General features: G+C 61.5%; 25 protein-coding genes and 1 tRNA gene. 13 read left to right on the top strand and 13 right to left on the bottom strand.

Annotated elements, in window-relative coordinates; genetic code table 11:
• The first annotated feature begins 35 nt into the window (after nt 1-35).
• From NVV93_RS11340 to efp, 3 genes are all read left to right on the top strand, one after another.
• Nucleotides 36-125 (top strand) — tRNA-Ser (locus tag NVV93_RS11340).
• Between the two features lie 120 nt (nt 126-245).
• Nucleotides 246-1,388 (top strand): elongation factor P maturation arginine rhamnosyltransferase EarP, encoded by a 1,143-nt coding sequence (gene earP, locus NVV93_RS11335; RefSeq protein WP_258250755.1) that lies wholly within the window; start codon nt 246-248, stop codon nt 1,386-1,388.
• 34 nt (nt 1,389-1,422) lie between these two features.
• Complete coding sequence (efp, locus tag NVV93_RS11330) at nt 1,423-1,998, top strand: elongation factor P (protein ID WP_258250754.1); 576 nt, start codon at nt 1,423-1,425, stop codon at nt 1,996-1,998.
• A gap of 61 nt (nt 1,999-2,059) precedes the next feature.
• Here efp and NVV93_RS11325 read toward each other — a convergent pair whose 3' ends face one another.
• The 3 genes from NVV93_RS11325 to NVV93_RS11315 form a co-directional block, all read right to left on the bottom strand.
• Entirely contained in the window at nt 2,060-2,488 is a 429-nt protein-coding gene (locus NVV93_RS11325) for an organic hydroperoxide resistance protein (protein ID WP_258250753.1), read from the bottom strand.
• A gap of 143 nt (nt 2,489-2,631) precedes the next feature.
• Nucleotides 2,632-3,081 (bottom strand): MarR family winged helix-turn-helix transcriptional regulator, encoded by a 450-nt coding sequence (locus tag NVV93_RS11320; RefSeq protein WP_258250752.1) that lies wholly within the window; start codon nt 3,079-3,081, stop codon nt 2,632-2,634.
• A gap of 95 nt (nt 3,082-3,176) precedes the next feature.
• Nucleotides 3,177-4,031 (bottom strand): LysR family transcriptional regulator, encoded by an 855-nt coding sequence (locus tag NVV93_RS11315; protein ID WP_258250751.1) that lies wholly within the window; start codon nt 4,029-4,031, stop codon nt 3,177-3,179.
• Nucleotides 4,032-4,128: 97 nt separating this feature from the next.
• On the opposite strand from NVV93_RS11315, the gene NVV93_RS11310 reads away from it, so the two are divergent.
• The 3 genes from NVV93_RS11310 to NVV93_RS11300 all read left to right on the top strand — a co-directional run bounded on the left by NVV93_RS11310 (nt 4,129) and on the right by NVV93_RS11300 (nt 6,140).
• A complete protein-coding gene (locus NVV93_RS11310; protein WP_258250750.1) occupies nt 4,129-4,362 on the top strand; it encodes a DUF1127 domain-containing protein in 234 nt (77 codons plus the stop codon).
• Between the two features lie 39 nt (nt 4,363-4,401).
• Nucleotides 4,402-4,869: a DUF3291 domain-containing protein gene (locus tag NVV93_RS11305; protein WP_258250749.1), complete on the top strand. Its 468-nt coding sequence runs from the start codon at nt 4,402-4,404 to the stop codon at nt 4,867-4,869.
• A 68-nt stretch (nt 4,870-4,937) separates the two neighbouring features.
• Entirely contained in the window at nt 4,938-6,140 is a 1,203-nt protein-coding gene (locus NVV93_RS11300; protein WP_258250748.1) for a winged helix-turn-helix domain-containing protein, read from the top strand.
• A gap of 123 nt (nt 6,141-6,263) precedes the next feature.
• On the opposite strand, the gene NVV93_RS11295 is transcribed toward NVV93_RS11300, so the two are convergent.
• From NVV93_RS11295 to NVV93_RS11280, 4 genes are all read right to left on the bottom strand, one after another.
• Nucleotides 6,264-7,610: a class II 3-deoxy-7-phosphoheptulonate synthase gene (locus tag NVV93_RS11295; protein WP_258250747.1), complete on the bottom strand. Its 1,347-nt coding sequence runs from the start codon at nt 7,608-7,610 to the stop codon at nt 6,264-6,266.
• A gap of 418 nt (nt 7,611-8,028) precedes the next feature.
• A complete protein-coding gene (locus NVV93_RS11290; protein WP_258250746.1) occupies nt 8,029-8,760 on the bottom strand; it encodes a sulfite exporter TauE/SafE family protein in 732 nt (243 codons plus the stop codon).
• A 99-nt stretch (nt 8,761-8,859) separates the two neighbouring features.
• A complete protein-coding gene (locus NVV93_RS11285; protein WP_258250745.1) occupies nt 8,860-9,645 on the bottom strand; it encodes an SDR family oxidoreductase in 786 nt (261 codons plus the stop codon).
• On the bottom strand, nt 9,642-10,976 hold the full coding sequence (locus tag NVV93_RS11280) for an NAD(P)/FAD-dependent oxidoreductase (RefSeq protein WP_258250744.1): 1,335 nt from the start codon (nt 10,974-10,976) through the stop codon (nt 9,642-9,644). Before NVV93_RS11280 ends, NVV93_RS11285 begins: the two co-directional genes overlap by 4 nt.
• Nucleotides 10,977-11,189: 213 nt before the next feature.
• Here NVV93_RS11280 and NVV93_RS11275 point away from each other — a divergent pair, with 213 nt between their 5' ends.
• Both NVV93_RS11275 and NVV93_RS11270 read left to right on the top strand, forming a co-directional pair.
• Entirely contained in the window at nt 11,190-11,879 is a 690-nt protein-coding gene (locus NVV93_RS11275) for a spermidine synthase (protein ID WP_258254344.1), read from the top strand.
• Between the two features lie 265 nt (nt 11,880-12,144).
• The gene (locus NVV93_RS11270; protein WP_258250743.1) at nt 12,145-14,319 is read left to right on the top strand and encodes a methyl-accepting chemotaxis protein; all 2,175 of its coding nucleotides are present in this window, start codon (nt 12,145-12,147) and stop codon (nt 14,317-14,319) included.
• A 137-nt stretch (nt 14,320-14,456) separates the two neighbouring features.
• Here the strand turns inward: NVV93_RS11270 and NVV93_RS11265 are convergent, their stop codons facing one another.
• On the bottom strand, nt 14,457-15,248 hold the full coding sequence (locus NVV93_RS11265; RefSeq protein ID WP_258250742.1) for a crotonase/enoyl-CoA hydratase family protein: 792 nt from the start codon (nt 15,246-15,248) through the stop codon (nt 14,457-14,459).
• A gap of 361 nt (nt 15,249-15,609) precedes the next feature.
• Here NVV93_RS11265 and NVV93_RS11260 point away from each other — a divergent pair, with 361 nt between their 5' ends.
• On the top strand, nt 15,610-17,298 hold the full coding sequence (locus NVV93_RS11260) for a DEAD/DEAH box helicase (protein WP_375162880.1): 1,689 nt from the start codon (nt 15,610-15,612) through the stop codon (nt 17,296-17,298).
• Nucleotides 17,299-17,361: 63 nt separating this feature from the next.
• Here NVV93_RS11260 and NVV93_RS11255 read toward each other — a convergent pair whose 3' ends face one another.
• From NVV93_RS11255 to NVV93_RS11240, 4 genes are all read right to left on the bottom strand, one after another.
• On the bottom strand, nt 17,362-18,129 hold the full coding sequence (locus NVV93_RS11255; protein ID WP_258250739.1) for a class III extradiol ring-cleavage dioxygenase: 768 nt from the start codon (nt 18,127-18,129) through the stop codon (nt 17,362-17,364).
• A gap of 148 nt (nt 18,130-18,277) precedes the next feature.
• Nucleotides 18,278-19,150 (bottom strand): protease HtpX, encoded by an 873-nt coding sequence (gene htpX, locus NVV93_RS11250; protein WP_258250738.1) that lies wholly within the window; start codon nt 19,148-19,150, stop codon nt 18,278-18,280.
• Nucleotides 19,151-19,244: 94 nt separating this feature from the next.
• Entirely contained in the window at nt 19,245-19,691 is a 447-nt protein-coding gene (locus tag NVV93_RS11245; RefSeq protein ID WP_258250737.1) for a hypothetical protein, read from the bottom strand.
• A gap of 17 nt (nt 19,692-19,708) precedes the next feature.
• Nucleotides 19,709-20,920 (bottom strand): pyridoxal phosphate-dependent aminotransferase, encoded by a 1,212-nt coding sequence (locus tag NVV93_RS11240; RefSeq protein ID WP_258250736.1) that lies wholly within the window; start codon nt 20,918-20,920, stop codon nt 19,709-19,711.
• Between the two features lie 178 nt (nt 20,921-21,098).
• Between NVV93_RS11240 and msrB the strand changes: the two genes are divergently transcribed.
• The 4 genes from msrB to NVV93_RS11220 all read left to right on the top strand — a co-directional run bounded on the left by msrB (nt 21,099) and on the right by NVV93_RS11220 (nt 23,597).
• A complete protein-coding gene (msrB, locus tag NVV93_RS11235; protein ID WP_258250735.1) occupies nt 21,099-21,494 on the top strand; it encodes a peptide-methionine (R)-S-oxide reductase MsrB in 396 nt (131 codons plus the stop codon).
• A gap of 141 nt (nt 21,495-21,635) precedes the next feature.
• The gene (locus NVV93_RS11230) at nt 21,636-22,121 is read left to right on the top strand and encodes a glutathione peroxidase (RefSeq protein WP_258250734.1); all 486 of its coding nucleotides are present in this window, start codon (nt 21,636-21,638) and stop codon (nt 22,119-22,121) included.
• Nucleotides 22,118-22,594 carry a MarR family winged helix-turn-helix transcriptional regulator gene (locus tag NVV93_RS11225; RefSeq protein WP_258250733.1) on the top strand — a complete coding sequence of 159 codons (477 nt, stop codon included), beginning with the start codon at nt 22,118-22,120 and terminating at the stop codon, nt 22,592-22,594. The genes NVV93_RS11230 and NVV93_RS11225 overlap by 4 nt, the downstream gene beginning before the upstream one ends.
• A gap of 112 nt (nt 22,595-22,706) precedes the next feature.
• Nucleotides 22,707-23,597: an ATP-binding protein gene (locus NVV93_RS11220; RefSeq protein WP_258254343.1), complete on the top strand. Its 891-nt coding sequence runs from the start codon at nt 22,707-22,709 to the stop codon at nt 23,595-23,597.
• Between the two features lie 99 nt (nt 23,598-23,696).
• Here the strand turns inward: NVV93_RS11220 and NVV93_RS11215 are convergent, their stop codons facing one another.
• On the bottom strand, nt 23,697-24,371 hold the full coding sequence (locus NVV93_RS11215) for a glutathione S-transferase family protein (RefSeq protein ID WP_258250732.1): 675 nt from the start codon (nt 24,369-24,371) through the stop codon (nt 23,697-23,699).
• Nucleotides 24,372-24,403 lie beyond the last annotated feature (32 nt).

Below are 24,403 nucleotides of genomic sequence, written 5' to 3'. Positions count from 1 at the left end.
CGCGCCTCGACGGACCGCAAGGTCGGTCGAGATCCGGTGAAGTGTCCGAGCGGTTGAAGGAGCACGCCTGGAAAGTGTGTATACAGGAAACTGTATCAAGGGTTCGAATCCCTTCTTCACCGCCACTTTCGCAAAACCCCTGACAGAGCGATCTTCAGGGGTTTTTTGCATTCTGACGTCTGCTACGGTCGCCACTCAGTCGGCGCAGTGATAGAGATGGCGGCAGCCGCGCCCTGGAGCCAGCGATGAAAACCACCTGGGACATCTTCTGCAGCGTCGTCGACAACTATGGCGACATCGGCGTGACCTGGCGCTTGGCCAGGCAGCTGGTGGTCGAGCATGGGCAGGCGGTGCGGTTGTGGGTGGATGACCTGCGGGCGTTCGTGCGCCTCTGTCCCGAAGCCGATGCACTCGCCGACAGCCAATGGCAGCAGGGTGTCGAAGTGCGGGTGTGGCACCCCGACTGGCAGGTGGTCGAGCCGGGCCAAGTGGTAATCGAGGCCTTCGCCTGTCATTTGCCACCTGCCTATATAGAAGCGATGGCGGCCCGACCCCGGACGCTGTGGCTGAATCTGGAGTATCTCAGCGCTGAAGACTGGGTGGGTGGCTGCCACGGCCTGCCATCGCCGCAGGCTAACGGCTTGCGGAAGTTCTTCTTTTTCCCCGGCTTCACCCACGACACCGGCGGTCTGTTGCGTGAGGTTGATCTGCTTGCCAGGCGCCGGGTATTCCAGGCTGACCCGGAGGCGCGCAAGGTATTCCTGGCCAGTATCGGTGTGGCGGTGGCGCCTGAGTCTCGGCTGATTTCGCTGTTCGCTTATGAGAACCCCGCCGTGGCGAGTTGGCTGGACGCGCTGGCAGCTAGCGACGCAGCAATCCAATTGCTGGTGCCGCAGGGGCGTGTTGTCGCTGACGTGCAAGCCTGGCTGGGCGAGGGCGATCTTGTCGTAGGCGGCAATTGGCGGCGTGGCAATCTGCAGGTGCATCTCTTGCCCTTCATGCGGCAGGAGGATTACGACCTGCTGCTCTGGAGCTGCGACGCCAATATTGTGCGCGGCGAGGATTCGTTCGTGCGTGCGCAATGGGCCGGGCGGCCGCTGCTCTGGCATATCTACGAGCAGGATGAGCAGGCGCATTGGGACAAGCTCGAGGCCTTTCTCAGCCTGTATCGACAGGAGTTGTCGGTCACGGCAGATGCGGCGTTGAGCGGCTTATGGCAGGCATGGAATGCCGGTGAAGACATGACCAAGAGCTGGAATGCCTGTCTAAAGGTATGGCCCGAGCTGGCTGAACATGCCGAACGCTGGTGCCTGCAGCAGGCCTCCCGTCCTGATCTCACCGCAGCGCTGGTACAGTTTTACCGAAATTGGCTATCATGCGCGGCCTAGAAATTCGCATCTCCATCTAATTCCGGATATTCGTATGAAAACCGCACAAGAAATGAAGCCCAACAGTGTGGCCCTGATCGACGGTCAGCCTTGGCTTATCCAGAAAGCCGAGTTCACCAAGTCCGGTCGTAACAGCGCCATCGTCAAAATGAAGCTGAAGAACCTGATCAACGGCTCCAAGACCGAGACCGTTTACAAGGCCGACGACAAGATGGAGCCGGTGATCCTCGAGCGTAAGGAAGTGAACCTTTCCTACATCAGCGGTGACGACTACGTGTTCATGGACCCGGAGTACAACTCTTACGAGCTGCGCGCCGAAGACCTGGAAAGCGTTCTGCCGTTCATCGAAGAAGGCATGACCGACGTCTGCGAAGCGGTGTTCTTCGAAGGCAAAGTGATCTCCATCGATCTGCCGACCACCATCGTTCGCCAGATCACCTACACCGAGAACTCCGCCCGTGGCGACACTTCCGGCAAGGTGATGAAGACTGCCAAGCTGAGCAACGGCACCGAAGTCAAAGTTGCTGATTTCTGCAACATCGACGACTGGATTGAAATCGATACCCGTGACGGTTCCTACAAAGGCCGCACCCAGGCGCCGCAGGCCTAAGCCTTACGCGCTACAAAAAAAGCCCGGCATTCGCCGGGCTTTTTCGTTTCTGCCGTTTGCGTCAGACGCTGACGTTCAGGCGTACGTCGATGTTGCCGCGGGTGGCGTTGGAGTACGGGCAGACCTGGTGGGCGGCAGCGACCAACTCTTCGGCGGCGGCTTGGTCGAGGCCCGGCAGGCTGACATTCAGTTCCACTTCCAGGCCGAAACCGCCGGGGATCTGGCCAATGCCGACCTTGCCGGTAATCGAGGCGTCGGCCGGCAGGGCTTGTTTCTTCTGCCCGGCGACGAACTTCAGTGCACCAATGAAGCAGGCCGAATAGCCGGCGGCGAACAATTGTTCCGGGTTGGTGGCTTCGCCGCCCTGGCCGCCAAGTTCGCGCGGGGTGCTCAGCTTCACGTCGAGGACGCCGTCGGAGGAAACGGCACGACCGTCACGGCCGCCGGTGGCGGTTGCAGTTGCGGTGTAGAGCGCTTCGATGGCTTGCATGAGGTATCTCCAAGTTGTTTGCTTGATAAAATATTGCGCGCTAACTAAATGCGTGCGACGGAAATTACTCGTGATTTATTTAGTGCGCAATATATTTCTTGGGGCAGTTCGCTATAAGCGTTCCGGCTCTTGGGGATATCGCTCTAGACAGCCTTGTGCAGGCTGGCGCGCAGGCTCACTAGCTCCTGCTTGAGGGCGATGAGCTGGTCGATCGATTGCCCGGTGGTCTCGAGGATGCAGGCGGGAAGCGGCTCTGCCTGCTGCTGTAAAGAGCGACCCTTGGCAGTCAGTCGTAGCTCCACGACGCGCTCGTCGGCACTGCTACGGGTGCGGCTCAGCAGGCCTTCGACTTCCAGGCGTTTGAGCAATGGTGTGACCGAGCCGGGATCTGTCAGCAAGCGCTGGCTGAGCTCGCCGACGGTAATGCCGTCGCGTTCCCAGAGCACCAGCATCGCCAGATATTGCGGGTAGGTGAGGTTGAGCGCTTGTAACAGGGGTTTGTAGACCTTGGTCATCGCCAACGAGGTGGAATACAGGGCGAAGCACAGCTGGTTGTCGAGGCGCAGTTGTTCGCAGCGGCTAGAGCGGGTCATGGCGGGAGTCCGGAAGTAAGCCTGGCCTCAATTTAGCGCGCTTAACTTTCGTGCTCCAGGCTTTTATGGCAAGTCACCGCTCGCCCGCGACGCGGTCAGATCCGGAACCCTTCGGTGATGTGCTCGGCGAGGGTTTCGGTGACTTGCGACTGACCCTGTGGATTACGCAGCAGCACGATGCTGGCCATCGGCATGCGCGGCAAACCTTCGGCCTCGCCAATGATGCGCATGTCCGGGGTGATCAGGCTTTGCAGCTGCGCTGTTACCGCCAGACCAGCACTGACCACCGCCATGATCGCCGAGAGGCTGGGGCTGGTGTAGGCCACGCGATACTCGCGTTCCATCGCATCCAGCGCGTTGCAGGCCCAGTTTCGACAGAAGCAGTCGCCGTTGAACATCGCCAGCGGTATGGGTTGTTGCTCATGGGGGCTGAAGCCCTGGGCTTCGGCCCAGACGATGTGTTCCTGGCGCAGCAGTTGGCCGATTTCCTTGCCCGGCTCGCGGGTGACGATGGTTAGGTCGAGGTCCTGGCGTTGCAGCAATTGGTGGGACGGCTCGCAATGCAACTCCACCTGGATCAGCGGAAAGCTCTGCGCGAAACGCGAGAGAATCCCCGGCAGGAAGCGCATCACGTAGTCGTCCGGCGTGCCGATGCGCACGGAGCCGACCATATGCGGCTCGCGCAAGGTATTGAGCACCTCGCCGTGCAGCTTGAGGATTCTCCGCGCGTAGCCGAGCAGCACCTGGCCCTCCGGCGTCAGCCGCACCTGGCGGCCGTCGCGCTCGAATACCGAGCGCTGCAACACGTCTTCCTCAAGCCGCTTCATCTGCATGCTGACTGCCGATTGGGTGCGGTTGACCGCATCCGCAGCGCGCGTGAAGCCGCCGTGATCGGCAATGGCCACGAAGGTGCGCAGCAGTTCGGTATCGATGCTCGGATAAGTGCCCATTCATCAATCTCCCAGATGCAGTGCATAAGAAACATTCGTTGGATTGATCTTAAGTCCGGCAGGAGACTGGCGCCATCCCCACATGGAGGGCGATGCGATGAAAGGTCAATTCGGATTTGTTGGAGTTCTACCCGCGAGCAAAGCACGAGCGGAACGGCGTCACTGGTGGCGCGCGTTGGGCTGGCAATTGCGTCGCTGGTACCAGCTGGCACATCAGCGTCGGCAACTGGCGATGCTCAGCGACGAAGCGTTGAAGGATATCGGCCTCAGCCGGGCCGATACCATGCAAGAAAGCGAGCTGCCGTTCTGGGATGATCCGTCCAAGCGCTGAGTCGTATCGGTGGCGTTTCCCGCATAGCAAGGAAGAAATATGACTAAGTATCACCTGGCCCAGATCAATATCGCGCGGACCCTTGAGCCGCTGGATCATCCGCTGCTCAAGGACTTTGTCGACCAGCTCGATGCGGTCAACGCGTTGGCCGAGCAAAGTGCGGGCTTTATCTGGCGCCTGCAAACGGAAGAGGGCGATGCAACGTCGATCCAGGCGTTCGACGACCCGCAGATCATCGTCAACATGTCGGTGTGGGAGTCGTTCGAGGCGCTGAAGGGCTTTGTCTATTCCGGCGAACATCTGCGCGTGATGCGCAATCGCTCCAGCTGGATGGCGAAACTGCAGACGCCGATTCTCGCGCTGTGGTGGATCCCGGCGGGACAGATTCCGAGTGTCGAATCGGCAAAGGCCGCATTGCGCTCGCTCGAGGAAAACGGCTCGACGCCGGCTGCGTTCACCTTTGCCAAGCCGTATCCGATGCCAGAGCCGCAGTCGCTGCCGGCGTGAATGGCGAAACGCTTGGCCGGCCAGAGCGGGGTGACGTAGGGTAGGCCATCCACGCTCAGAGTGTGCTCATGGTCGAATCCCTTTCGCTGCAACAGGCTCGTCGCCTGGCTCTGGTGGCCCAGGGTTTTACCGCCCGCCCGCCACGCTTGGTGAAGAACACGCATCTCACCCAGATGATCGAGCGCCTCGGTGCGCTGCAGATCGACTCGGTCAACGCCTTGGTGCGTTCGCACTATTTGCCGCTGTTTTCGCGCCTTGGCGATTACTCGCAGAGCTTGTTGGAGCAGGCCGCCTGGGGGCCGAAACGTAGTCGCAAACTGTTCGAATATTGGGGCCATGAAGCCTCGCTGTTGCCGCTGGAACTGTATCCGCTGCTGCGCTGGCGCATGCGTCGTGCAGCCAATGGCCAGGGCATCTATGGGCAGCTGGCGCGATTTGGCTACGAGCGGCGGGACGTGATTCACCGCGTGCTGCAAGCGGTGCGCGAGCAAGGCGCCCTCGGTGCCGGCAGCTTGAGCACTCGAGAGGTGCGCGCCGGACCATGGTGGGATTGGAGCGCGGAAAAGCATGCGCTGGAATGGTTGTTCGCTGCCGGTGAAGTGACAGTCGCCGGCCGTCGCGGTTTTGAACGCCTTTACGACTTGCCCGAGCGGGTGTTCTCCACCGCGCTGCTCAATCAGCCTGAATTGGACGAGGCCGATGCCCAGCGCCAACTGGTGCTGCGCGCTGCGATGGCCTTGGGCGTGGCGACCGAAAAGGATTTGCGCGAGTACTTCCGTCTGACACCCGCCGACAGTCGCGCACGACTGGCCGAGCTGCTGGAGAGCGGTGATCTACTGGCGGTGCGGGTGCACGGCTGGGACAAGCCCGCCTACTGTGCGGGCGAGCCGAATACCGTGCGGCGCATCGAGGCCAGCGCCTTGCTGTCGCCGTTCGATTCGCTGGTCTGGGAGCGCGAACGCACCGAGCGGCTGTTCGATTTCCGCTATCGCCTGGAGATTTACACCCCGCCGCACAAGCGGGTGTACGGCTACTACGTGCTGCCGTTTCTGCACCGCGAACGGCTGGCCGCACGCGTCGACTTGCGCGCCGAGCGAGCGCTCAGCCGCCTGGCGGTGCATGCCGTTCACGAAGAAGAAAAGGGCTTGGACGAGGAGGGTATGCAGGCGCTGGCCGGACAGCTGCGGGCGTTGGCGGATTGGCTTGGCTTGGAGCATGTACAGCTGAATTGCACCCGCAGTGGCGGAGCGCGGCTCGCTGCCTATTTGTAGGAGCGGCCCATGGCCGCGATGCATTTAACGGCGGCCATCAACCTGTAGCCCGGATGCAATCCGGGGGAACCCACTCACCGGCTCTCCGGATTGCATCCGGGCTACACAGCTACGCAGCAGGAATCAGCGGCGTACTTGCTTCAGCGTCTCGGCAATCATGAACGCCAGCTCCAGCGATTGGTCGGCGTTCATCCGCGGATCGCAGTGGGTGTGATAGCGGTCCGACAGGCCATCCTCGGTAATCGGGCGCGAGCCGCCGATGCACTCGGTGACGTTCTGCCCGGTCATCTCGATATGGATACCGCCAGCGTAAGTGCCCTCGGCCTGGTGCACGTCGAAGAACTGCCGTACTTCACTGAGAATCTGCGCGAAGTCGCGCGTCTTGTAGCCGCTCGACGCCTTGATGGTGTTGCCGTGCATCGGGTCGGAGCTCCACAGCACCTGCTTGCCTTCCTTCTGCACCGCGCGCAGCAGGCGCGGGAAGTTCGCTTCGACCTTGTCGGCGCCCATGCGCACGATGAGGTTGAGGCGACCCGGGTCGTTGTCCGGGTTGAGCACATCGATCAGGCGGATCAGATCATCGCTGTCCATGCTCGGGCCGACTTTGACGCCGATCGGATTACCCACGCCGCGCAGGAACTCAACGTGCGCGCCGTCCAGCTGGCGGGTGCGGTCGCCAATCCACAGCATGTGCGCCGAGCAGTCGTAATAGCCGCCGGTAAGGCTGTCGCGGCGCACGAAGGCTTCTTCGTAGTTGAGCAGCAGCGCTTCGTGGGCGGTGAAGAAACTGGTCTCGCGCAGTTGCGGCGAGGTGTCCATGCCGCAAGCGCGCATAAACGCCAGGGTTTCGTCGATGCGGTCGGCGAGCTGGCTGTATTTCTCGGCCAGCGCCGAGTTGGCGATGAAGTCGAGGTTCCACTGATGCACCTGATGCAGGTCGGCGAAACCGCCCTGGGCGAAGGCGCGCAGTAGGTTCAAGGTGGCGGTGGCCTGATGGTAGGACTGCAGCAAGCGGTCCGGATCGGGCACGCGGCTGGTCGCATCGAAACCGATGCCGTTGACGATATCACCGCGGTAGGCGGGCAGGGTCACCCCGTCGATGGTCTCGTCATTAGCCGAACGCGGTTTGGCGAACTGGCCGGCCATGCGGCCGACTTTCACCACCGGGCAGCCGGCGGCGAAGGTCATGACGATGGCCATCTGCAGCAGCACTTTGAAGGTGTCGCGAATTTTCGCCGCGCTGAACTCGGCGAAACTCTCGGCGCAATCGCCGCCCTGGAGCAGAAAGGCCCGGCCCTGAGTGATCTCGGCAAACTGCCGACGCAGCTCGCGCGCTTCCCCGGCGAACACCAGCGGCGGATAGCCGGCCAGGGTGCGTTCAACCTCGGCGAGGTGGGCGGCGTCGGGGTAGACGGGTTGTTGCAGGATCGGCTTGCCTCTCCAGCTTTCGGGACTCCAGGTCTGGCTCATCACGGACTCGTTGCGGCTGATTTCAGTTGCCAGCATGGTAACCGATCGGCAGCGCACCTGGTGTCAATGGCCGTGATAGGCAGGCTGCATCAGCGCCGCACCGGCTATGTCGATGGCTCGTTTTCGTAGGATGGGTCGGGACGAGTAGTCTGAGCCTGCGATACCCATCACCTCTCACGCTGTGCTTGTTGGGTATCGCTGTGCTCAACGCCAATCTACAACAACCGGCGGGACTCCAAGCCAGCAGGGCAGCGGTGATGCATAGCAGCGCATGGATGTCGATGCGGAAATGTTGTTCCGGTACGTGGTGGTGTAAGTGTTCACCCAGTTAATGTAGGGCGGGTGCAACCCGCGCTGAGGCTTGGCGGGTTTTACCCGCCCTACGAATTGGCATGCTGCTTCGCGAGTACCTGCGGCGTCAGGCGCGCCAGGCCAGTAGGGCGCCGGTGATGCTCAGCAGTACATAGATACCGATGCGGAAATGTTGTTCCGGCACGCGGTGGTGCAGGCGTTCGCCGAGCAGCACGCCGACGGCCAGTAGCGGCACGTAGCTGGCGATGTGCGGCAGGGCAGGAGCCAGGCTGCCGTTGGCGAGAAAGGCCAGGGTCAGCACGCTGTTGAGGCTCAGCCAGACGCACACCAGGGTGGCGCGAAAGCGCGCCTTGTCCAGCTCGGTGGCGGCCAGGGCGTAGACCAGTAGCGGCCCGCCGGAGGCGAACAGGCCGTGGCTGATGCCGGCAGCGCCGATTTGCAAGCGGGTCATCCACAGCGGCGTGTGGCCGGCTGGTTTGCTCTGACCCATGCGCAGCAGCTCGCGCAGGGCGAACCACATGATCAGCACGCCGAAGCCCTGTTTCAACGCGCCATCGCTGAGCCACGGGCTGAGACCGAAGCCGAGCAGGGTGCCGACCAGCATGCCAGGCAGAATCAGGCTGAGCAGCAGGCTGCGGTCAATCAGGCCGCGCAGCTTCCAGGTCAGGAAGCCGCTCATGAGCACGTTCAGGGCCACCAGCACCGGCAGCATGTCTTTGATTGGCAGCATCAGGGCGCCGAGCGATAGAGCGATTACCACGCTGCCGAAGCCGGTCATGGCTTCCAGGGTGTAGGCGAGGAAAATGCAGGCACCCAGCCAGATCCAGGGGTCGATCATTAATGGATTCCTTGATGAGGCGGTGAGTAGGAGCGAATTCATTCGCGATCAGGCTGCCGCTCTTCGCGAATGAATTCGCTCCTACGAGAGGGTATGGGGTCAGCGCGGCAGTTCGCCGGCGAAGCGCCGGCTCATCTGGCGGTAGTAGAAACCGGGCGCCAGGCGCCAGAGCAGGCTGGCGAACCAGCTAGCGCGATCCGGGAATAGCCGTTCTTGGCGCCGCTCCAGGGCGTGGAGGATTTGACTGGCCATCCAGTCGGCGCCGCGGACCTTGCCGATGGTCGAGCGCGCATGGCCGGCGGGGCGGCCGTCGGCACCGAGGGCGTGGCGCTCGATGCTGGTGTCGAGAAAACTCGGGTAAACCAACAGCAAATGGATGCCGTCGAGGCTGAGTTCCGCGCGCAGCACTTCAAAAAACTGCCCCAGCGCGCTCTTCGCCGCGCAGTAGCCGGCGCGCCCGAGTACCGGCATCCAGCCAGCCATCGAGCCGATGGTCACCACCTGGCCGCGACTCTCGCGCAGCAGTGGCAGCGCGGCCAGAGTTAGCTCGGCCGGCGCCTGATAGTCCACCGCCATGACTTTGCGAAATACCGCCGGGTCGGTGCGGGTGGTCGGTGAGCGATGGGTGATGCCGGCGTTATTGATGAGCAAATCCAAACGTCCGAACCGCTCGCGGCAGGCCTGGAACAGGGCGCAATGCAGGGCCGCATCGGTAATGTCGCCGGACAGCGCCAGCACGCGCTCGGGCTCCAGCTCGGCGCAACGCGCTTGCAGGGTGGCCGCATCGATATCGGTCAATATCAGTCGATCGCCACGGGCATGGCAGGCCCGCGCCAGCTCCCAGCCGAGGCCGTTGGCGGCCCCGGTGATCAGCGTCACGCTCACGCTTGCGCGGCTTGCGGTAGTGGTGCGTTCTGGATCGCCAGGCCCTGCTTCAGCTCGTCGGTGTGCTGCTTGATGCTCGCCCGGTAGCTGTCCTTGTGGACGTAGTAGGCCATGCGCTCCAAGTCTAGATAGTCGTAGCCACCGTCCAGGCGAATGCTCGCCCGTTGCTGCTTGATCTGTTTGAAGCGCTGCGCGGCGGCGCTGCCGGCTTGCGTCTGGCGGATATACAGGGCGACCAGTTCGGCCTGTTCGTCGCGGCCCTGCCAGCCGAGCCCGGAGGCTTCGACCATGCCCATCATGAACAGGTCGTCGTAGTGCGGGTGGAACACGTTGAGATAGAGCTGCGGCGCGCCAACGCGCTCCGGCCAGTTAAGGTGGGCGCGGTCGATGAACGGGTAATCGAGCTTGTAGCCGGTGCCTTGCAGGATCAGGTCGTATTCGGCCTGTTCACCGTCGGTGAAGGTCACTTGCTTGCCATCGATCCCGGCGATGTCGCGGCGCGCCTTGATGTCGCCATGGCCGAGATGATGAAGCACCAGCGAGTTCATCACCGGGTGCGATTCATAGAGCTTGTAGTCCGGGTCGGGCAGACCGTACTGCGAGGGTTTGCCGACCAGGGCGCGAACCATCAAGCCGTCGAGGCGCTGCTTGAGCGGGCGCGGCAGTTTGATCGCGCCGCCAAAGGTGTCGGTCGGCTTGCCGAGGATGAATTTGGGCAGGAAATAATAGCCGCGACGCACTGACAGATCGACCGAGGCGGCGCGGTGCACGGCATCGACGGCGATGTCGCAAGCTGAGTTGCCGCAGCCGAGCACCAGCACGCGCTTGCTCTCGAAAACCGCCGCCGAGCGGTACTCGCTGGAGTGCATCAGCTCGCCGCTGAATTCGCCCGGCAGCTTCGGTCGGTTGGGCTTGTGCAGGGTGCCGTTGGCGATCAGTACACCCTCGAACTGCCATTCGCGACGCTCGCCGTCGCGCTCGCTGGTCAGCTTCCAGCCCTTGTCGAGACGCTCGACCGAAACCACGCGGGTGTTGAACTGATAATGCTCGTACAGGCTGAAATGTGTGGCGTAATCGCGGAAGTAACGGCGCATTTCGCTGTGATGCGGATAGGGCGCGACGTCGGTGCGCATCGGGAACGCACTGAACTCGGTGGTGCTCTTGGAGGAAATCAAGTGCGCCGATTCATACATGGTGCTGTGCGGGTTCTCGATATCCCACAGGCCGCCGACGTCGTTGTTCAGCTCGAAGCCGACGAAGGGAATGCCGTGTTTGTGCAGCTGCCTGGCAGTGCATAGGCCCATGGGGCCGGCGCCGATAATGGCGAACATAGGGAACCTCAACCTTCTTGTTGGTATGCCTGAATTATCCCGTGACCGCACCACCGCTCTTCAATGACAATCGGCGCCGATCATCATCGCTGCCTGGTCGGCGATGTCATGCCCGCTTGCTGAACGAGGAATTGCGCTGTGTCTTCACCCGAAGAACCGAAAGAGGAACGCCTGCTCGCCGAAGTGCGCGATGAGTTTGGCGTGATCCGGGTGATGGAAGTCGGCGACTACCGCTTTCTTGAGTTCGGCGAGGCCATCGAACAGAGCTGCGTATTCACGCCTGACCCGAGCTGGTTGGAATACGACTACACCCGCGCCATGCTGCTCGGCGCGCTGGTGCATCCGCAGCCGGAGTGCGCGCTGTTTCTCGGCCTGGGCGCAGGCAATCTGACCCAGGCATGCCTGAAGTTCCTGCCGTTGGAAGATGTCGAGGCCATCGAATTGCGCCCCGATGTGCCGCGTCTGGCCATGGAGTACATGGGCCTGGCGGACGATCCGCGGCTGACCATTCGTATCGGCGACGCCATGGAGTTGCTGGCCACGGCGGAGACCGCCGATCTGATCTTCGTCGATCTGTATACCGACACCGGGCCAGGCGTCGGCCATCTGGCCTGGAAATTCCTCGAAGCCTGTCAGCAGCGTCTTAACGAAGGTGGCTGGCTGGTGATCAACCAGTGGGCCTGCAACGACGGTAAACCGCTTGGCGCGGCGCTCTTGCGCGGTCTGTTCCATCGGCATTACTGGGAGTGCCCGGTGAAGGAGGGCAACGTGATCCTGCTGGTGCCGGCTGACCTCGACCAGCAATTGGATCTCGCCGCCTTGTATGGCAAAGCGGCTGCGCTGGCGCCGCAGTTGGGCTATTCGCTGAAGCCGCTGATCGACGTCTTGCGCCCGGCGACCTGACTGTAGCGCTCACCGGTCACTGGTAGGGCGGACTCAGGGGTGCAGCGAACAGTCCGCCGATCGATTTGAATCGATGCTCGCTGGCGAGCACGCCCTACGCGGCTGAATGTCCGGTAGCGAGCTGCTCGTGGTGCGCTTTTGCCTGCACGCACCATTCTGGGATGCCTGGCTGAGCTCGCTATCCCCTGGAAGATGCCCGTTGTAGACGCCTGGCCTGGTAATTGCTGAAGCGATATCACCTTGATATCGAGAAGTAGGGGCCAGTATGTCGATCCTGCACAGCAATGCCATGCAACTGTCTGCAAACGAGCGGGGCTGGCTGCCCTGGTGGGGTAAAACCGGCAAATTTGCCATGGCGCGTTCCTGCTGGTTGAACCGGCAGATTTACCCGGTGGTCGAGCAGACCTTCGAAGGCATCGCCCAGACTCGGGTGAAAATCCTGCAGAGCTGGGCCCGTGCGCAGTGGGAGCATCTCGGTGAACTTGCCGAGGTGCTGGCGCGGGATTTCCCACACAGCGGAACGCCGCAGTACGACAGTGCCTTGCTACATGCCAAACGCCAGCAGGCGCTGGATTTTTCCGAGCTGTTTATCGTGAGTTGCAACGGGCGGGTGCTGGCTTCCACCGATACCGGGCATATCAACGCCAGCGATCTGCCGTCGCGCGCCTTGGCCGAAGGTTTGCGGCGACCCTTTCTGCATGGCCCATATATCGACCCACTGACCAAGAGCATCGGGCCTTTGACTTCGCGCTTCCATGATGCGGTGACGTTGATGTTCTATCAGCCGATCACTGTCGCCGGCGTGGTGCGCGGTTGTCTGTGCGCGCGGGTGCCGAACGATGTGCTGGGCGATCTGATCCAGCGCGAGGCCGGACACATTTTCCCGGAGTCCGGCGACAACTATCTGTTCATGGTCGATTCGGTGTTCGATCGGGCGATTCAGCAGGGCACCGCGCTGTCGCGCTCGCGCTTCGAAGACAACACCTTCAGCCACGGCGAAAACCTCAAAAGCGGCGTGAATACTGACTGGGGCGTGGTCAGCGTGCGCGAGCACACCGAGCTGGAACTGCGCTTTACCGATCCGGCCACCGGGCAGTTGCATCCGGGGGTACGCGAGACCATTCGCAACGGTTCCAACCTGTTTGTCACCTATCCGGGCTACTCCGATTACCGGCACATTCCGGTGATTGGCAAAGGCGTGACCTTTCAGTTGCCGGGCTCGCCGGATCGCTGGGGAATGATGTGCGAGGCCGATCTGGAGGAGGTCTACCGCCGCCGTTCTCTGAGCCTCAGCCTGATGAAAACCTATCTGCTCACCGTGCTGACGCTGTTCGGCGTCCGCAGCGTTCTGCAGCACTTCAGCGGTTTACCGTTGTTTGCCTTGGATCTGATCGACGGCGGCCTGTTGCTCGGTGGCGCCTGGTTCTTCGCCGCTTATGGCCCACGCCGGCTGGCCGCACGGATGGGCGCGATGACCGAGGTGATCCGCACGATTGCCGAAGGCGAGGGCAACTTGCGCCAGCGCCTCGACAGCAATCGCCTGGTAGCCGATGAGACCGGGGACATGGGGCGCTGGATTAATAGCTTTATCGACAATCTCGACGGCATCGTCGGCCAAGTCATTCAGGCATCGCTGAGCGTCCGGCAGACCAACGAGACGATGCTCGATCGCAGCAGCGAAGCCGGTCAGACCACCCGCGAAGTGACCGAGGCGGTGCACCGCATGCTGCTCTTGGTGGAAGAGCAATTGGGCGAGATTCAGCAGGCCTCGATGACTGCCGAGGAGATGAAACGGGCGATGGACGAGGTGGTCGAGCGCGCCCGCGTGCAATTTGAGGCGGTGCGCGCGGGCACCCAGACCATTCGCGATGTGGTGGCGCGTTCGGCGCGCAGTGTGCAATCGCTGGATGCGCGCATGGGCGAGATCGGCAACATCGTAGGGCTGATCAGCGACATCACCAATCAGACCAATTTGCTCGCCCTCAACGCGGCAATCGAGGCGGCGCGGGCGGGCGAACACGGTCGCGGTTTCGCCGTGGTGGCGGGCGAGGTGCGCACGCTGGCCTCGCGGACCGCTAATGCCGCGGAGGACATTCGCCATATGGTCGCCGGCCTGCAGGCTGAGACCCAGGAGGCCGTGGCCTTCATGCAAAGTGGCGTGCAGGACGTCGACAACAACCTGCGCCGCACCGAGGAGGCGTCCTCGGAGAACCTGCATTTGCACCAAACGGTGGAGCGCATGTTCGAGATCATCCAGCAGCTCAACCAGCGCAGCCTGCACTACGGGCAAAGCATCCGCGGCGTCGATCAGGCTTCCGGGGAGATGGGGCAGACCGTCTGCATCCTGCACAGCAGTGCGGAAACCGTGCGGCATACGGCGAGCAAGTTGCAGCAATTGGTTGGGCAATTCCGGGTTACGTCGACGTCCTTGTCGGCGTGAGGCTTGAGGCGCGGTTCGGGTGCATTCCGGGCGTGAGTTGTAGGTTGGCGTTGAGCGTAGCGATACCCAACGAGCGGTCGACGATGGGTATCGCTGCACTCAACCTGCGCGGCCCGCCCCATCCTGCGGCTATTCGATCAGCGGCCCTTGAACACGCCTGGTCGACGTTCCTGCATGGCGCGTGCGCCTTCTTGAGCGTCCTCGCTGGCCATCATTTGCGGCACCGTTGTCGCGAAGCTGCGCACGGCGGCCGCCTCACTGTCGCTGACCGCCTGGCGTGCTGAGGCGAGAGTGGCTTGAACGCCGAGTGGCGCCTGGGCGGCAACGCGTCCGGCCAAGAACAGCGCGCGTGGCAGCAGATCCTCACTGGCCAGAACCTCCTGAACCAAGCCCATACGGTACGCTTCGTGGGCATCGAATTCATCACCGGTGAGCAGCCAGCGCATCGCGTTGCCCCAGCCGGCGACCTGATGCATGCGCAACGTGGCGCCGGCGAACGGGAAGATGCCGCGTTGGACCTCCATCTGCGCGAAGCGAGTGTTGCTGGCGCACAAGTTGATGTCCGAGGCCAGCATCAACTCGATGCCGATGGTGTAGCAGTAGCCCTGTACGGCGACGATGACCGGCTTGCTGACCCGCGGTCCGCCAAACACGCCCCACGGATCGCAAGCGCCGGGCGGCGGCGTCCAGCCTGCGGCGAAGCTGGGGCCGATCTGCGTGAGGTCGAGGCCGGCGGTGAAGTGCTCGCCATGGGCGAATACCACCGCGACGCGGGCATCGCTGTCGCGCTCGAACTCGCCGTAAGCCAGGCAGAAGTCGTTCAGCAGGTCGAGATCGAAGGCGTTGCGCTTGGCGGAGCGATCGATGCCGATCAACATGATGTGGCCCTGTTTTTCACGGCTGACACGGCTGCTGGAGCGTTGAGTCATGACAAGAGTCCTTCTGCTGGCGTGGGCTGAACGGTTTGTATAGCGCGGCGCATGATGGCTTGTCCAAGTCATTCGATCCGCAGGTTTGAGCAGCGCGCAGGGGCTTACCGTTTGGCGGCAGACAACTCGACCCAGGGAAAAACTCGCGCCAGGGTCAGGATTTTCCGGTATAGTGCGCGCCGGCCAGTGACCTGGTCGCGTTTGAGGTATGCAATCTCCCCCGAAGCCAGCCTTCGGCAGCGTGTCCGCCCTGCGGACTACCCTTGACGATCCATCATCCATTTACGTTTTCGCAAATCCCCGCCGACCAAGGCTGTCAGGGTGACCTTCGGGTCTTTCATGGCATGTGCAGCTTCGGAACATGGGTCTTTGCGGATTTAGAGGCAGACCCATGACCCAAGTATCCGGCGGATTCGCCGCGCTCGAACTTCATCCCAATATTCTTGCTGCTGTTATTGCAACTGGCTACGAAGAGCCATCGGCGATTCAGTTGCAGTCGATCCCAGTGATCCTCGCCGGCCACGACATGATCGGCCAGGCGCAGACCGGTACCGGCAAGACCGCCGCCTTCGCGCTGCCGATTCTCAGCCGTATCGACCCGGCCAAGCGCGAGCCGCAGGCCCTGATCCTGGCACCGACCCGCGAGCTGGCTCTGCAGGTTGCCACCGCGTTTGAAACCTACGCCAAGCAAATGCCTGGCGTGAACGTCATCGCCGTTTACGGCGGCGCGCCGATGGGCCCGCAGCTGAAAGCCATTCGCAATGGCGCGCAGATTGTCGTGGCGACCCCAGGCCGTCTGGTTGACCACCTGCGTCGTGACGAGAAAGTGTTGTCCACCATTCAGCATCTGGTGCTCGACGAAGCCGACGAAATGCTCAAACTCGGCTTCATGGATGACCTTGAAGTCATCTTCGCCGCCATGCCGGAAACCCGTCAGACCGTGCTGTTCTCGGCCACCTTGCCGCATTCGATTCGCGCCATCGCTGAAAAGCACCTGCGCAATCCGAAGCACGTCAAGATTGAAACCAAGACCCAGACCGTGACCGCCATTGAGCAGGCGCACCTGCTGGTACACGCCGACCAGAAGCACTCGGCGGTCCTGCGTTTGCTGGAAGTCGAAGAGTTCGATGCGCTGATCGCCTTCGTACGTACCAAACAAGCCACTCTGGATCTGGCCTCCGCCCTGGAAGCTGCGGGCTACAAAGCCGCTGCGCTGAACGGCGACATCGCTCAGAACCAGCGTGAGCGCGTCATCGACTCGCTCAAAGATGGTCGCCTGGACATCGTGGTTGCTACTGACGTAGCCGCCCGTGGTCTCGACGTACCGCGCATCACCCACGTCTTCAACGTCGACATGCCGTATGACCCGGAATCCTACGTCCACCGTATCGGCCGTACCGGCCGTGCCGGTCGTACCGGTCGTGCGCTGCTGCTGGTAACCCCGCGCGAGCGCCGCATGCTGCAAGTGATCGAGCGCGTAACTGGCCAGAAGGTCGACGAAGTTCGTCTGCCCAACGCCCAGCAAGTGCTGGATGCGCGCATCAAGAAACTCACCACCAGCCTGCAACCGCTGGTGGCTGACGCCGAGGCCAGCCATGGCGAGCTGCTTGATCGCCTGACCGCCGATATCGGCTGCAGCCCGCGCGCCCTGGCCGCTGCACTGCTGCTCAAGGCAACCAATGGTCAGTCGCTGACCTTGGCCCAGGTCGAGCGCGAGCAGCCGCTAGTTCCGAGCAGCGCCCCGCGTGCGCCGCGCACCGAGCGTTCTGGCGAAGTCCGTGAGCGTCGTGCTCCGGTGCCATTGGCCGAAGGCCGCGCCCGCTGCCGTACCGCGCTGGGAACTCGTGACGGGATTGCTGCACGCAACCTGCTTGGCGCCATCCTCAATGAAGGTGGCCTGACTCGCGAAGAGATCGGTCGCATTCAAGTGCGCGAATCCTTCAGCTTGGTCGAGCTGCCGGAAGAGGGGTTGGAGCGCCTGCTCGGCAAGCTCAAGGACACTCGCGTCGGTGGTAAGCAACTGAAGCTGCGCCGTTATCGCGAAGATTAATCCTCGCCGTTGCCGCGTAAATAAAAAGCCCCGCCTAGTGCGGGGCTTTTTTGTTTGGGTGCCTCAGTCGAAGCGGTAGATATCCATCCCCAGCGCGCCGAGGGTGAAGCCTTCGTGTACCAGACTGAAGCGCTGGCCGGCGCCCCGGGCGAAATACAGCGGCAGCAGGTGTTCTTCGCTGGGGTGATTGCGCGCAGCGTGAGGTGCCTGGCGACGGTAGTCATGCAGGGCGGCTTCGTCGCTGCCGGCGAGCTGCTCCACCATCCAGTCGCGAAAGGCCTTAGCCCAGGGTGTGATGACTTCCGGGCCCGCATGCCAGTCGAGTTCGCCGAGGTTATGAGTGATGCTGCCGGAGCCGATCAGCAGCACGCCTTGCGCACGCAGGCTGGCGAGGGTGCGGCCAACGCGAGTCTGGAATGCTGGGCCGCGCTGGCTGGGCAGCGAGAGTTGCACTACCGGGATGTCGGCCGCCGGATACATCAGCGACAGGGGCACCCAGGTGCCGTGATCGAACGGTCTTTGGTCATCAAGGCGGACGCTGAGGCCGTGTTCTTCTAGCAAGTCAGCAATCTGCTCGGCCAGTTGCGGCGAGCCAGGGGCTGGGTAATCGAGGCGATAGAGTTCCGCAGGGAAGCCGCCAAAGTCGTGCCAGGTGATTGGCTGGGCGGCGCTGCTGAGTCGCAAATCGTCGCTTTCCCAGTGCGCGGATACCACCAGGATGGCGCGCGGTTTTGGCAATTCGGCGGCCAGGCGAGCCAGTGCGGGTCCGCTGGCGCCCGGTTGCAGGGCCAGCATCGGTGAACCGTGCGAGATAAACAGGCTGGGTAGCATCAGGGGTTTCCTCCGGTGACGGGTGCCATCATCCGGCGGAGACATATCGACTACCAGTATAAATTTTCGAGCGATTTGATCGAATTAGTAGTTCTTTTCAGCCAATAAAAACGGGCGGCCGAAGCCGCCCGTTTTTATTGGCAATCGCTCAACCGCGGCGTTGCAGTGCTTCGATGCGCACTTCAAGCGGCGGGTGGCTCATAAACAGGCTTTTCAGTCCGGTCTTGATGCCGCCGTTGATGCCGAAAGCGCTCATGGTTTCCGGCATGTGCACCGGTACGCCTTGTTCGGAGCGCAAGCGCTGCAGGGCGCTGATCATTGCGTTGGTGCCGGCCAAGCGGGCGCCGGCTTCGTCGGCGCGGAATTCGCGTTTGCGCGAGAACCACATGACGATGGTGCTGGCGAGGATGCCCAGAACCATTTCGGCGATGAAGGTCGCGACGTAGAAACCGATGCCGTTGCCTTCTTCGTTCTTCAGAATGACTTTGTCGACGAAGTTGCCGAAGATCCGCGCGAAGAACATCACGAAGGTGTTCACGACGCCTTGAATCAGCGCCAGGGTGACCATGTCGCCGTTGGCGACGTGGCCGATTTCATGGGCCAGCACGGCCTTCACTTCATCTGGCGAAAAGCGCTCGAGCAGGCCCTGGCTGACTGCAACCAGCGCGTCGTTCTTGTTCCAGCCGGTGGCGAAGGCGTTGGATTCGTAAGCGGGGAAGATACCGACTTCGGGCATCTTGATCCCGGCTTCGCGCGACAGCTCTTCAACGGTTTGCAGCAGCCACTGTTCGTGGCGGGTACGCGGCTGGGTGATGATCTGGGTGCCAGTGCTCATCTTCGCCATCCACTTGGAGATGAACAGCGACACCAGCGAGCCGGCAAAGCCGAACACGGCGCAGAAAACCAGCAGGTTGCCGTAGTTCTGGCCGGTGAAGCGGTCTACCCCAAGCAGCTTGAGGGTGATACTGGCGATGAGTAGTACCGCCAAGTTGGTGGCCAGGAACAACAGAATGCGCATCATGGTTTAAAGCTTCTCCTTACGAGACAGATGTACTCAGTATGCGGGCTATATAAGGGCGGGCTACAGGCCTATTCAACCTGGCGACTATTTCAAACTATGTCGCTTGGCCTGCGGGAGTGGCTTCGAACAACAGCCGAGTCAGTCGTGCGGTGCGCTCGCTGTGGCGACTGGCCAGTGCTTCGCGTAATTGATGGGCGAGGGTGGCGTGTACGCGGCGTACGCTTGGTGGCAGCGTCTCGTCCGTCTGCAGTGCATGTGGGACAGCGCGTGACAGGCGCAAAAAGCCTTTCTCGCTGAGCACTGCCTGATCGAGTGCGTCGTAATGAATGGTCGATTCGTAGCGCAGGTAACCTTCATCCGCCAGCCAGAGCAGGGCGCCGAGGCAGCTCTGGTGACGCTTGCTGGGTAGGCCGAACTCATCCGGCTCTTCGCGACCAATCAAGTCTTCTACGTACAACCCGACTTTGCGCGGGAAGGCCTGGTAAAGCATCAGCAGGCCTGCCGCACAATCCTTGTAGAAGTCGTCGATCTGCAGGTCCATTCGGGCGCCGCCGGGGGTTACTGGCTGTACGACTTGAGGAAGTTGCCGATGCGCCCGATGGCTTGTTCCAGCTCATCCACGCGCGGCAGGGTGACCACGCGGAAGTGATCCGGCCACGGCCAGTTGAAGGCGGTGCCCTGGACGATCAGCAGTTTCTCGGACAGCAACAGATCGAGAACGAATTTTTCGTCGTTGTGGATGGGGCAGACCTTCGGGTCGATCTTCGGAAAGGCGTACAGCGCGCCCATCGGCTTGACGCAGCTGACGCCCGGGATGTCGTTGAGCAATTCCCAGGTGCGGTTGCGCTGCTCCAGCAGGCGACCGTTGGGCAATACCAGATCGTTGATGCTCTGGTAGCCACCCAGCGCGGTCTGGATCGCATGCTGACTCGGCACGTTGGCGCACAGGCGCATGTTGGCGAGGATGTCGATGCCTTCGATGTAGCTCTGCGCGCGGTGTTTCGGCCCGGAAATCGCCACCCAGCCAGAGCGAAAGCCTGCCACTCGGTAGGATTTGGACAAGCCATTGAAGGTCAGGCAAAGCACGTCCGGCGCCAGCGAGGCGGTGGAGATGTGCACGGCTTCGTCGTAGAGGATCTTGTCGTAGATCTCGTCGGAGAACAGCACCAGATTGTGCTGCCGGGCCAGTTCGACCATGCCTTCGAGGACTTCTTTGGAATAGACGGCGCCGGTCGGGTTGTTGGGGTTGATAATCACCATGGCCTTGGTGTTCGGGGTGATCTTGGCCTTGATGTCTTCGAGGTCCGGCCACCAGTGGGCCTGCTCGTCGCACATGTAATGCACCGGTTTGCCGCCGGCCAAGGCCACGGATGCGGTCCACAGCGGGTAATCAGGAGCCGGGATCAGCACTTCGTCGCCATTGTTGAGCAGTGCCTGCATGGCCATCACGATCAGCTCGGATACTCCGTTGCCGAGATAGATGTCCTCGATGCCAACGCCTTCGACCTGCTTCTGCTGGTAGTACTGCATCACCGCTTTGCGTGCGCTAAACAGGCCTTTGGAGTCGCTGTAGCCCTGGGCGGTAGGCAGATTGCGGATCACGTCCTGAAGGATTTCATCCGGCGCTTCGAAGCCAAACGGCGCTGGATTGCCGATGTTCAGCTTGAGAATGCGATGGCCTTCTTCTTCCAAACGTTTGGCGTGCTTGAGTACTGGGCCGCGGATGTCATAGCAGACGTTGGCGAGCTTGTTGGATTTGCTGACCTGCATATATGAAGTCCTGAAATGAGCGAACGCCGCAGAAAAAGGCTGGAAAAGAGTCCGCCGAGAGCCGCTTGGCAGCCTGCAACCTGGGTGACAGACTGGGGTCGAAAAGTGCCGCAATCATACGTGTGGCCCGATTCTTGGAAAAGAGAGATCGCTCGGCTTTTTGAACTTGAGGTAGCCTATGGACAAGCTCGATAAACCCTTGGAAGCGTGGCGCGAAGAGCTCTCCGACACGCAGTTCCAGGTCTGCCGGTTGGGTGGCACGGAGCGCGCCTTTACCGGTGCGTACTACGACACCAAAACTCCCGGCGTCTATCGCTGCGCCTGCTGCGGCACGGCGCTGTTCGATTCAGATGCCAAGTACGACTCTGGCAGCGGCTGGCCAAGCTATTTCCAGCCGGTTTCCGCTGAGGTAATCGCCAGTAAGAACGATTCGAGTCACGGCATGCAGCGGATCGAAATCACTTGTGCCAAGTGCGATGCGCATCTGGGCCATGTGTTTCCCGATGGGCCGGCCCCGACGGGGCTGCGTTATTGCATAAACTCAGCGTCGTTGAAGCTGGAACCGCGTTCTTAGTCGTCGGTGTGGGCGCAGGCTAGCTTGCGCTGCCTGTCATAGAAGTCCGGGGTAGAGCGAGGAAGTTTTCCGTAATTAGATTGTGCGCAATTTAATTGCTGTCTATCTTGTCAGCTAACCAACTTCATTAGGCGAACAGGCATGAGTGACTCCCTTCTCGATATCCCGTGCACCACCATTAAAGGTGAGCAGAAGACCCTAGCGGATTTCGGCGGCAAGGCGCTTTTGGTGGTCAATACCGCCAGCAAGTGCGGCTTTACTCCTCAGTACAAGGGGCTGGAAAGCCTCTGGCAGCAGTACAAGGATAAAGGACTGGTGGTGCTGGGCTTCCCGTGCAATCAGTTCGGTAGTCAGGAGCCAGGCGATGAAGGGGCGATCAGTGAATTCTGCGAGCTGAATTTCGGAGTCAGCTTCCCGCTGTTCAAGAAAATCGATGTCAACGGAACCGCCACCCATCCGCTGTATGTGAAGCTGAAGCAGCGCGCCCCGGGCCTGCTGGGCAGCAAGCGGATCAAGTGGAACTTCACCAAATTCCTCCTCGACGCCGACGGGAAGGAAATCAAGCGTTTCGCGCCCACCACCAAACCGGAAGATCTCACTACTGAGATCGAAGCACTGCTGAGATGAGCGAGCAGTCATCACTGCCGGCTGAGCTGAGCTCGCTGCTGCTGGATGAGCAGCTGTGCTTCAAGTTGTATGCGGCTTCGCGGGCAATTATCCGCGCCTACAAGCCGATGCTTGACGATCTCGGTCTGACCTACCCGCAGTACCTGGCGATGCTGGTGCTGTGGGAGTGGCAGCAGGTACCGCCTGCGCAGCCTACGGTGAAAGCTCTGGGCCGGCGCTTGGCGCTGGATTCCGGGACGTTGACACCGTTGCTCAAGCGCTTGCAGCAATTGGACTTGGTGCGGCGCCAGCGGGGTATCGAGGACGAGCGTGAAGTCCACCTGGGGCTGACGGAAGCCGGCTCGATGTTGCGCGACCGCGTACTGCCGCTCAAAGCCAGGCTGATCTGCGATAGTCAGGTCGATCCGCAGCAACTAAGTGAGTTGCGCACGTCGGTGGGCGGCTTGCTGGACCGGCTCGCGTTAATGCCTTAGCGGTCAGCGGTACGCCGAGATTGGTGCGTAACGGCAGGTAATCAACGATTGCCCGCCAGTGGTGCGCTGGCATAATCGGCGCTTACCCGAAGTTATCCCTCAGGAGTACATGGTGGATTCCCGTCTGAATGCTTTTCTCGAACGTGCCGAGAGTGTATTGGCTCGTCTGGAGCCGTTGTTGCCGACGCTGCGGGTCGACATCGATTGGAGTCGTAGCCTGGCATCGCGCTGGCATCGCGAAGGGCGCAGTGGGTATCTGCAGGCTCTGGAAGTCAGCTTGGATACCGGCCTCGACGATTTGATTGGCGTGGATAGGCAGCGCGATCAACTAGCACGCAATACCCGGCAGTTCGTCGATGGCTTGCCGGCCAACCATGCCTTGCTTTGGGGGGCGCGGGGGACCGGCAAGTCGTCGCTGGTGCGCGCTTTGCTCTCCGAGCATGCGGCCGCCGGATTGCGCCTGATCGAAATCGAGCGGGACCATCTGGCTGATCTGCCGCGAGTGGTCGAGCAGCTGGCCAAGTTGCCGCAGCGATTCGTGTTGTTTTGCGACGACTTGTCGTTTGAAGCGGGCGAGGGCGACTACCGAGTGCTGAAGAGCGTTCTCGATGGCTCTCTGGAGCGGGCGCCTGATAATGTCCTGTTGTATGCGACTTCCAACCGCCGCCATCTGGTGCCGGAGAAGCAGAGCGATAACGAAAACTGGCAGAGGGTTGACGGCGAACTCCATCCCAACGAGGCAGTGGAAGACAAGATCGCGCTGTCCGACCGGTTTGGGCTGTGGCTGTCGTTTTATCCGTTCACTCAAGAACACTTCCTCGATGTCGTGCGGCATTGGATCGAGGTGCTCGCTGCATCGGCCAAGCTGACCTGGGACTGGGATGAGGCGCTGGAAAAAGAGGCGATCCGCTGGGCGACGGGGCGGGGCAATCGTAACGGCCGCTGCGCCTACCAATTCGCGCGTTACTGGGTTGGCCTTTGCTTGCTGGATGTGCGCGGATAAGCAAATTTTCGAGCGCGAGGCCGGCAGCGAATGCAGATGACATTTCTGCAACTGGCATGCGCTGTATGAAAAAGCCCGGCATTTGCCGGGCTTTTTCTTTCACTGTTCGACTTTTGCCCGTTCGCGCATTTTGGCAACCGTGGCCTGTTCGGCGGGTAGCACTGCCAGCACCGAAGGGCGGGCTTTGATTCGGACCAGAAACGCACTCAAGCTTGGCCAGCGCTGTTCATCCAGGTGCTCGCCACCGTGCTCCATGTTGATCAACTGCGAGGCAATGGCGAGGTCGGCCAGGCTCAGGCTGCCGCCTACAAAGTATTCGGCTTGGCCGAGGGTCTTTTCCAGATAATCGAAGTGCTGCGGCAGGCGGTCATGCAAGGCGCTTTGCACGGCGGACTCGTCGCACTGCTGGCCGAGAGTTGCCTTGACGATGCGGTTGCGGAACACGGTAAACGTGGTCAGAGGTGCAAGTTCATAGTCGGCGTACTTTTCCAGCCAGCGCACCTTGGAGCGCTGCTCCGCTCCTTGGCCGTACAAGGGCGGGCGCTCGGCATGCTTATCTTCCAGGTACTGGCAGATGACGCTGGAGTCGGCAAGCTCCACCGAGTCGTCGCGAAAAGCAGGAATACGCCCCAGCGGACTGATTGCCCGGAAGCTCTCGGAGCGATCGCCAGGCATGACCACTTCGAGTTGGTAGTCGAGGCCCTTTTCGGCGAGGTAAAGCCGTAACTTACGGACAAAGGGTGACAATGGCGCGCCATACACAATAAGGCTCATATGAAAATTGTCCTGATATTGGTGTTTTGGGG

The organism is Pseudomonas sp. LS44 (assembly GCF_024730785.1).
GTDB lineage: Bacteria > Pseudomonadota > Gammaproteobacteria > Pseudomonadales > Pseudomonadaceae > Aquipseudomonas.
This window is presented reverse-complemented; position numbering and strand designations above follow the sequence as displayed.

Excerpts from the sequence above, each read along its gene's own strand:
- efp (WP_258250754.1), top strand. The coding sequence starts at position 1,423 with ATGAAAACCGCACAAGAAATGAAGCCCAACAGTGTGGCCCTGATCGAC.
- msrB (WP_258250735.1), top strand. The coding sequence starts at position 21,099 with ATGGACAAGCTCGATAAACCCTTGGAAGCGTGGCGCGAAGAGCTCTCC.
- NVV93_RS11255 (WP_258250739.1), bottom strand. The coding sequence starts at position 18,129 with ATGCTACCCAGCCTGTTTATCTCGCACGGTTCACCGATGCTGGCCCTG.
- NVV93_RS11305 (WP_258250749.1), top strand. The coding sequence starts at position 4,402 with ATGACTAAGTATCACCTGGCCCAGATCAATATCGCGCGGACCCTTGAG.
- NVV93_RS11215 (WP_258250732.1), bottom strand. The coding sequence starts at position 24,371 with ATGAGCCTTATTGTGTATGGCGCGCCATTGTCACCCTTTGTCCGTAAG.
- NVV93_RS11295 (WP_258250747.1), bottom strand. The coding sequence starts at position 7,610 with ATGAGCCAGACCTGGAGTCCCGAAAGCTGGAGAGGCAAGCCGATCCTG.
- NVV93_RS11310 (WP_258250750.1), top strand. The coding sequence starts at position 4,129 with ATGAAAGGTCAATTCGGATTTGTTGGAGTTCTACCCGCGAGCAAAGCA.
- NVV93_RS11225 (WP_258250733.1), top strand. The coding sequence starts at position 22,118 with ATGAGCGAGCAGTCATCACTGCCGGCTGAGCTGAGCTCGCTGCTGCTG.
- NVV93_RS11230 (WP_258250734.1), top strand. The coding sequence starts at position 21,636 with ATGAGTGACTCCCTTCTCGATATCCCGTGCACCACCATTAAAGGTGAG.
- NVV93_RS11265 (WP_258250742.1), bottom strand. The coding sequence starts at position 15,248 with ATGACTCAACGCTCCAGCAGCCGTGTCAGCCGTGAAAAACAGGGCCAC.
- htpX (WP_258250738.1), bottom strand. The coding sequence starts at position 19,150 with ATGATGCGCATTCTGTTGTTCCTGGCCACCAACTTGGCGGTACTACTC.
- NVV93_RS11320 (WP_258250752.1), bottom strand. The coding sequence starts at position 3,081 with ATGACCCGCTCTAGCCGCTGCGAACAACTGCGCCTCGACAACCAGCTG.
- NVV93_RS11275 (WP_258254344.1), top strand. The coding sequence starts at position 11,190 with ATGGAAGTCGGCGACTACCGCTTTCTTGAGTTCGGCGAGGCCATCGAA.
- NVV93_RS11300 (WP_258250748.1), top strand. The coding sequence starts at position 4,938 with ATGGTCGAATCCCTTTCGCTGCAACAGGCTCGTCGCCTGGCTCTGGTG.
- NVV93_RS11290 (WP_258250746.1), bottom strand. The coding sequence starts at position 8,760 with ATGATCGACCCCTGGATCTGGCTGGGTGCCTGCATTTTCCTCGCCTAC.
- earP (WP_258250755.1), top strand. The coding sequence starts at position 246 with ATGAAAACCACCTGGGACATCTTCTGCAGCGTCGTCGACAACTATGGC.
- NVV93_RS11280 (WP_258250744.1), bottom strand. The coding sequence starts at position 10,976 with ATGTTCGCCATTATCGGCGCCGGCCCCATGGGCCTATGCACTGCCAGG.
- NVV93_RS11240 (WP_258250736.1), bottom strand. The coding sequence starts at position 20,920 with ATGCAGGTCAGCAAATCCAACAAGCTCGCCAACGTCTGCTATGACATC.
- NVV93_RS11270 (WP_258250743.1), top strand. The coding sequence starts at position 12,145 with ATGTCGATCCTGCACAGCAATGCCATGCAACTGTCTGCAAACGAGCGG.
- NVV93_RS11260 (WP_375162880.1), top strand. The coding sequence starts at position 15,610 with ATGGGTCTTTGCGGATTTAGAGGCAGACCCATGACCCAAGTATCCGGC.
- NVV93_RS11325 (WP_258250753.1), bottom strand. The coding sequence starts at position 2,488 with ATGCAAGCCATCGAAGCGCTCTACACCGCAACTGCAACCGCCACCGGC.
- NVV93_RS11245 (WP_258250737.1), bottom strand. The coding sequence starts at position 19,691 with ATGGACCTGCAGATCGACGACTTCTACAAGGATTGTGCGGCAGGCCTG.
- NVV93_RS11315 (WP_258250751.1), bottom strand. The coding sequence starts at position 4,031 with ATGGGCACTTATCCGAGCATCGATACCGAACTGCTGCGCACCTTCGTG.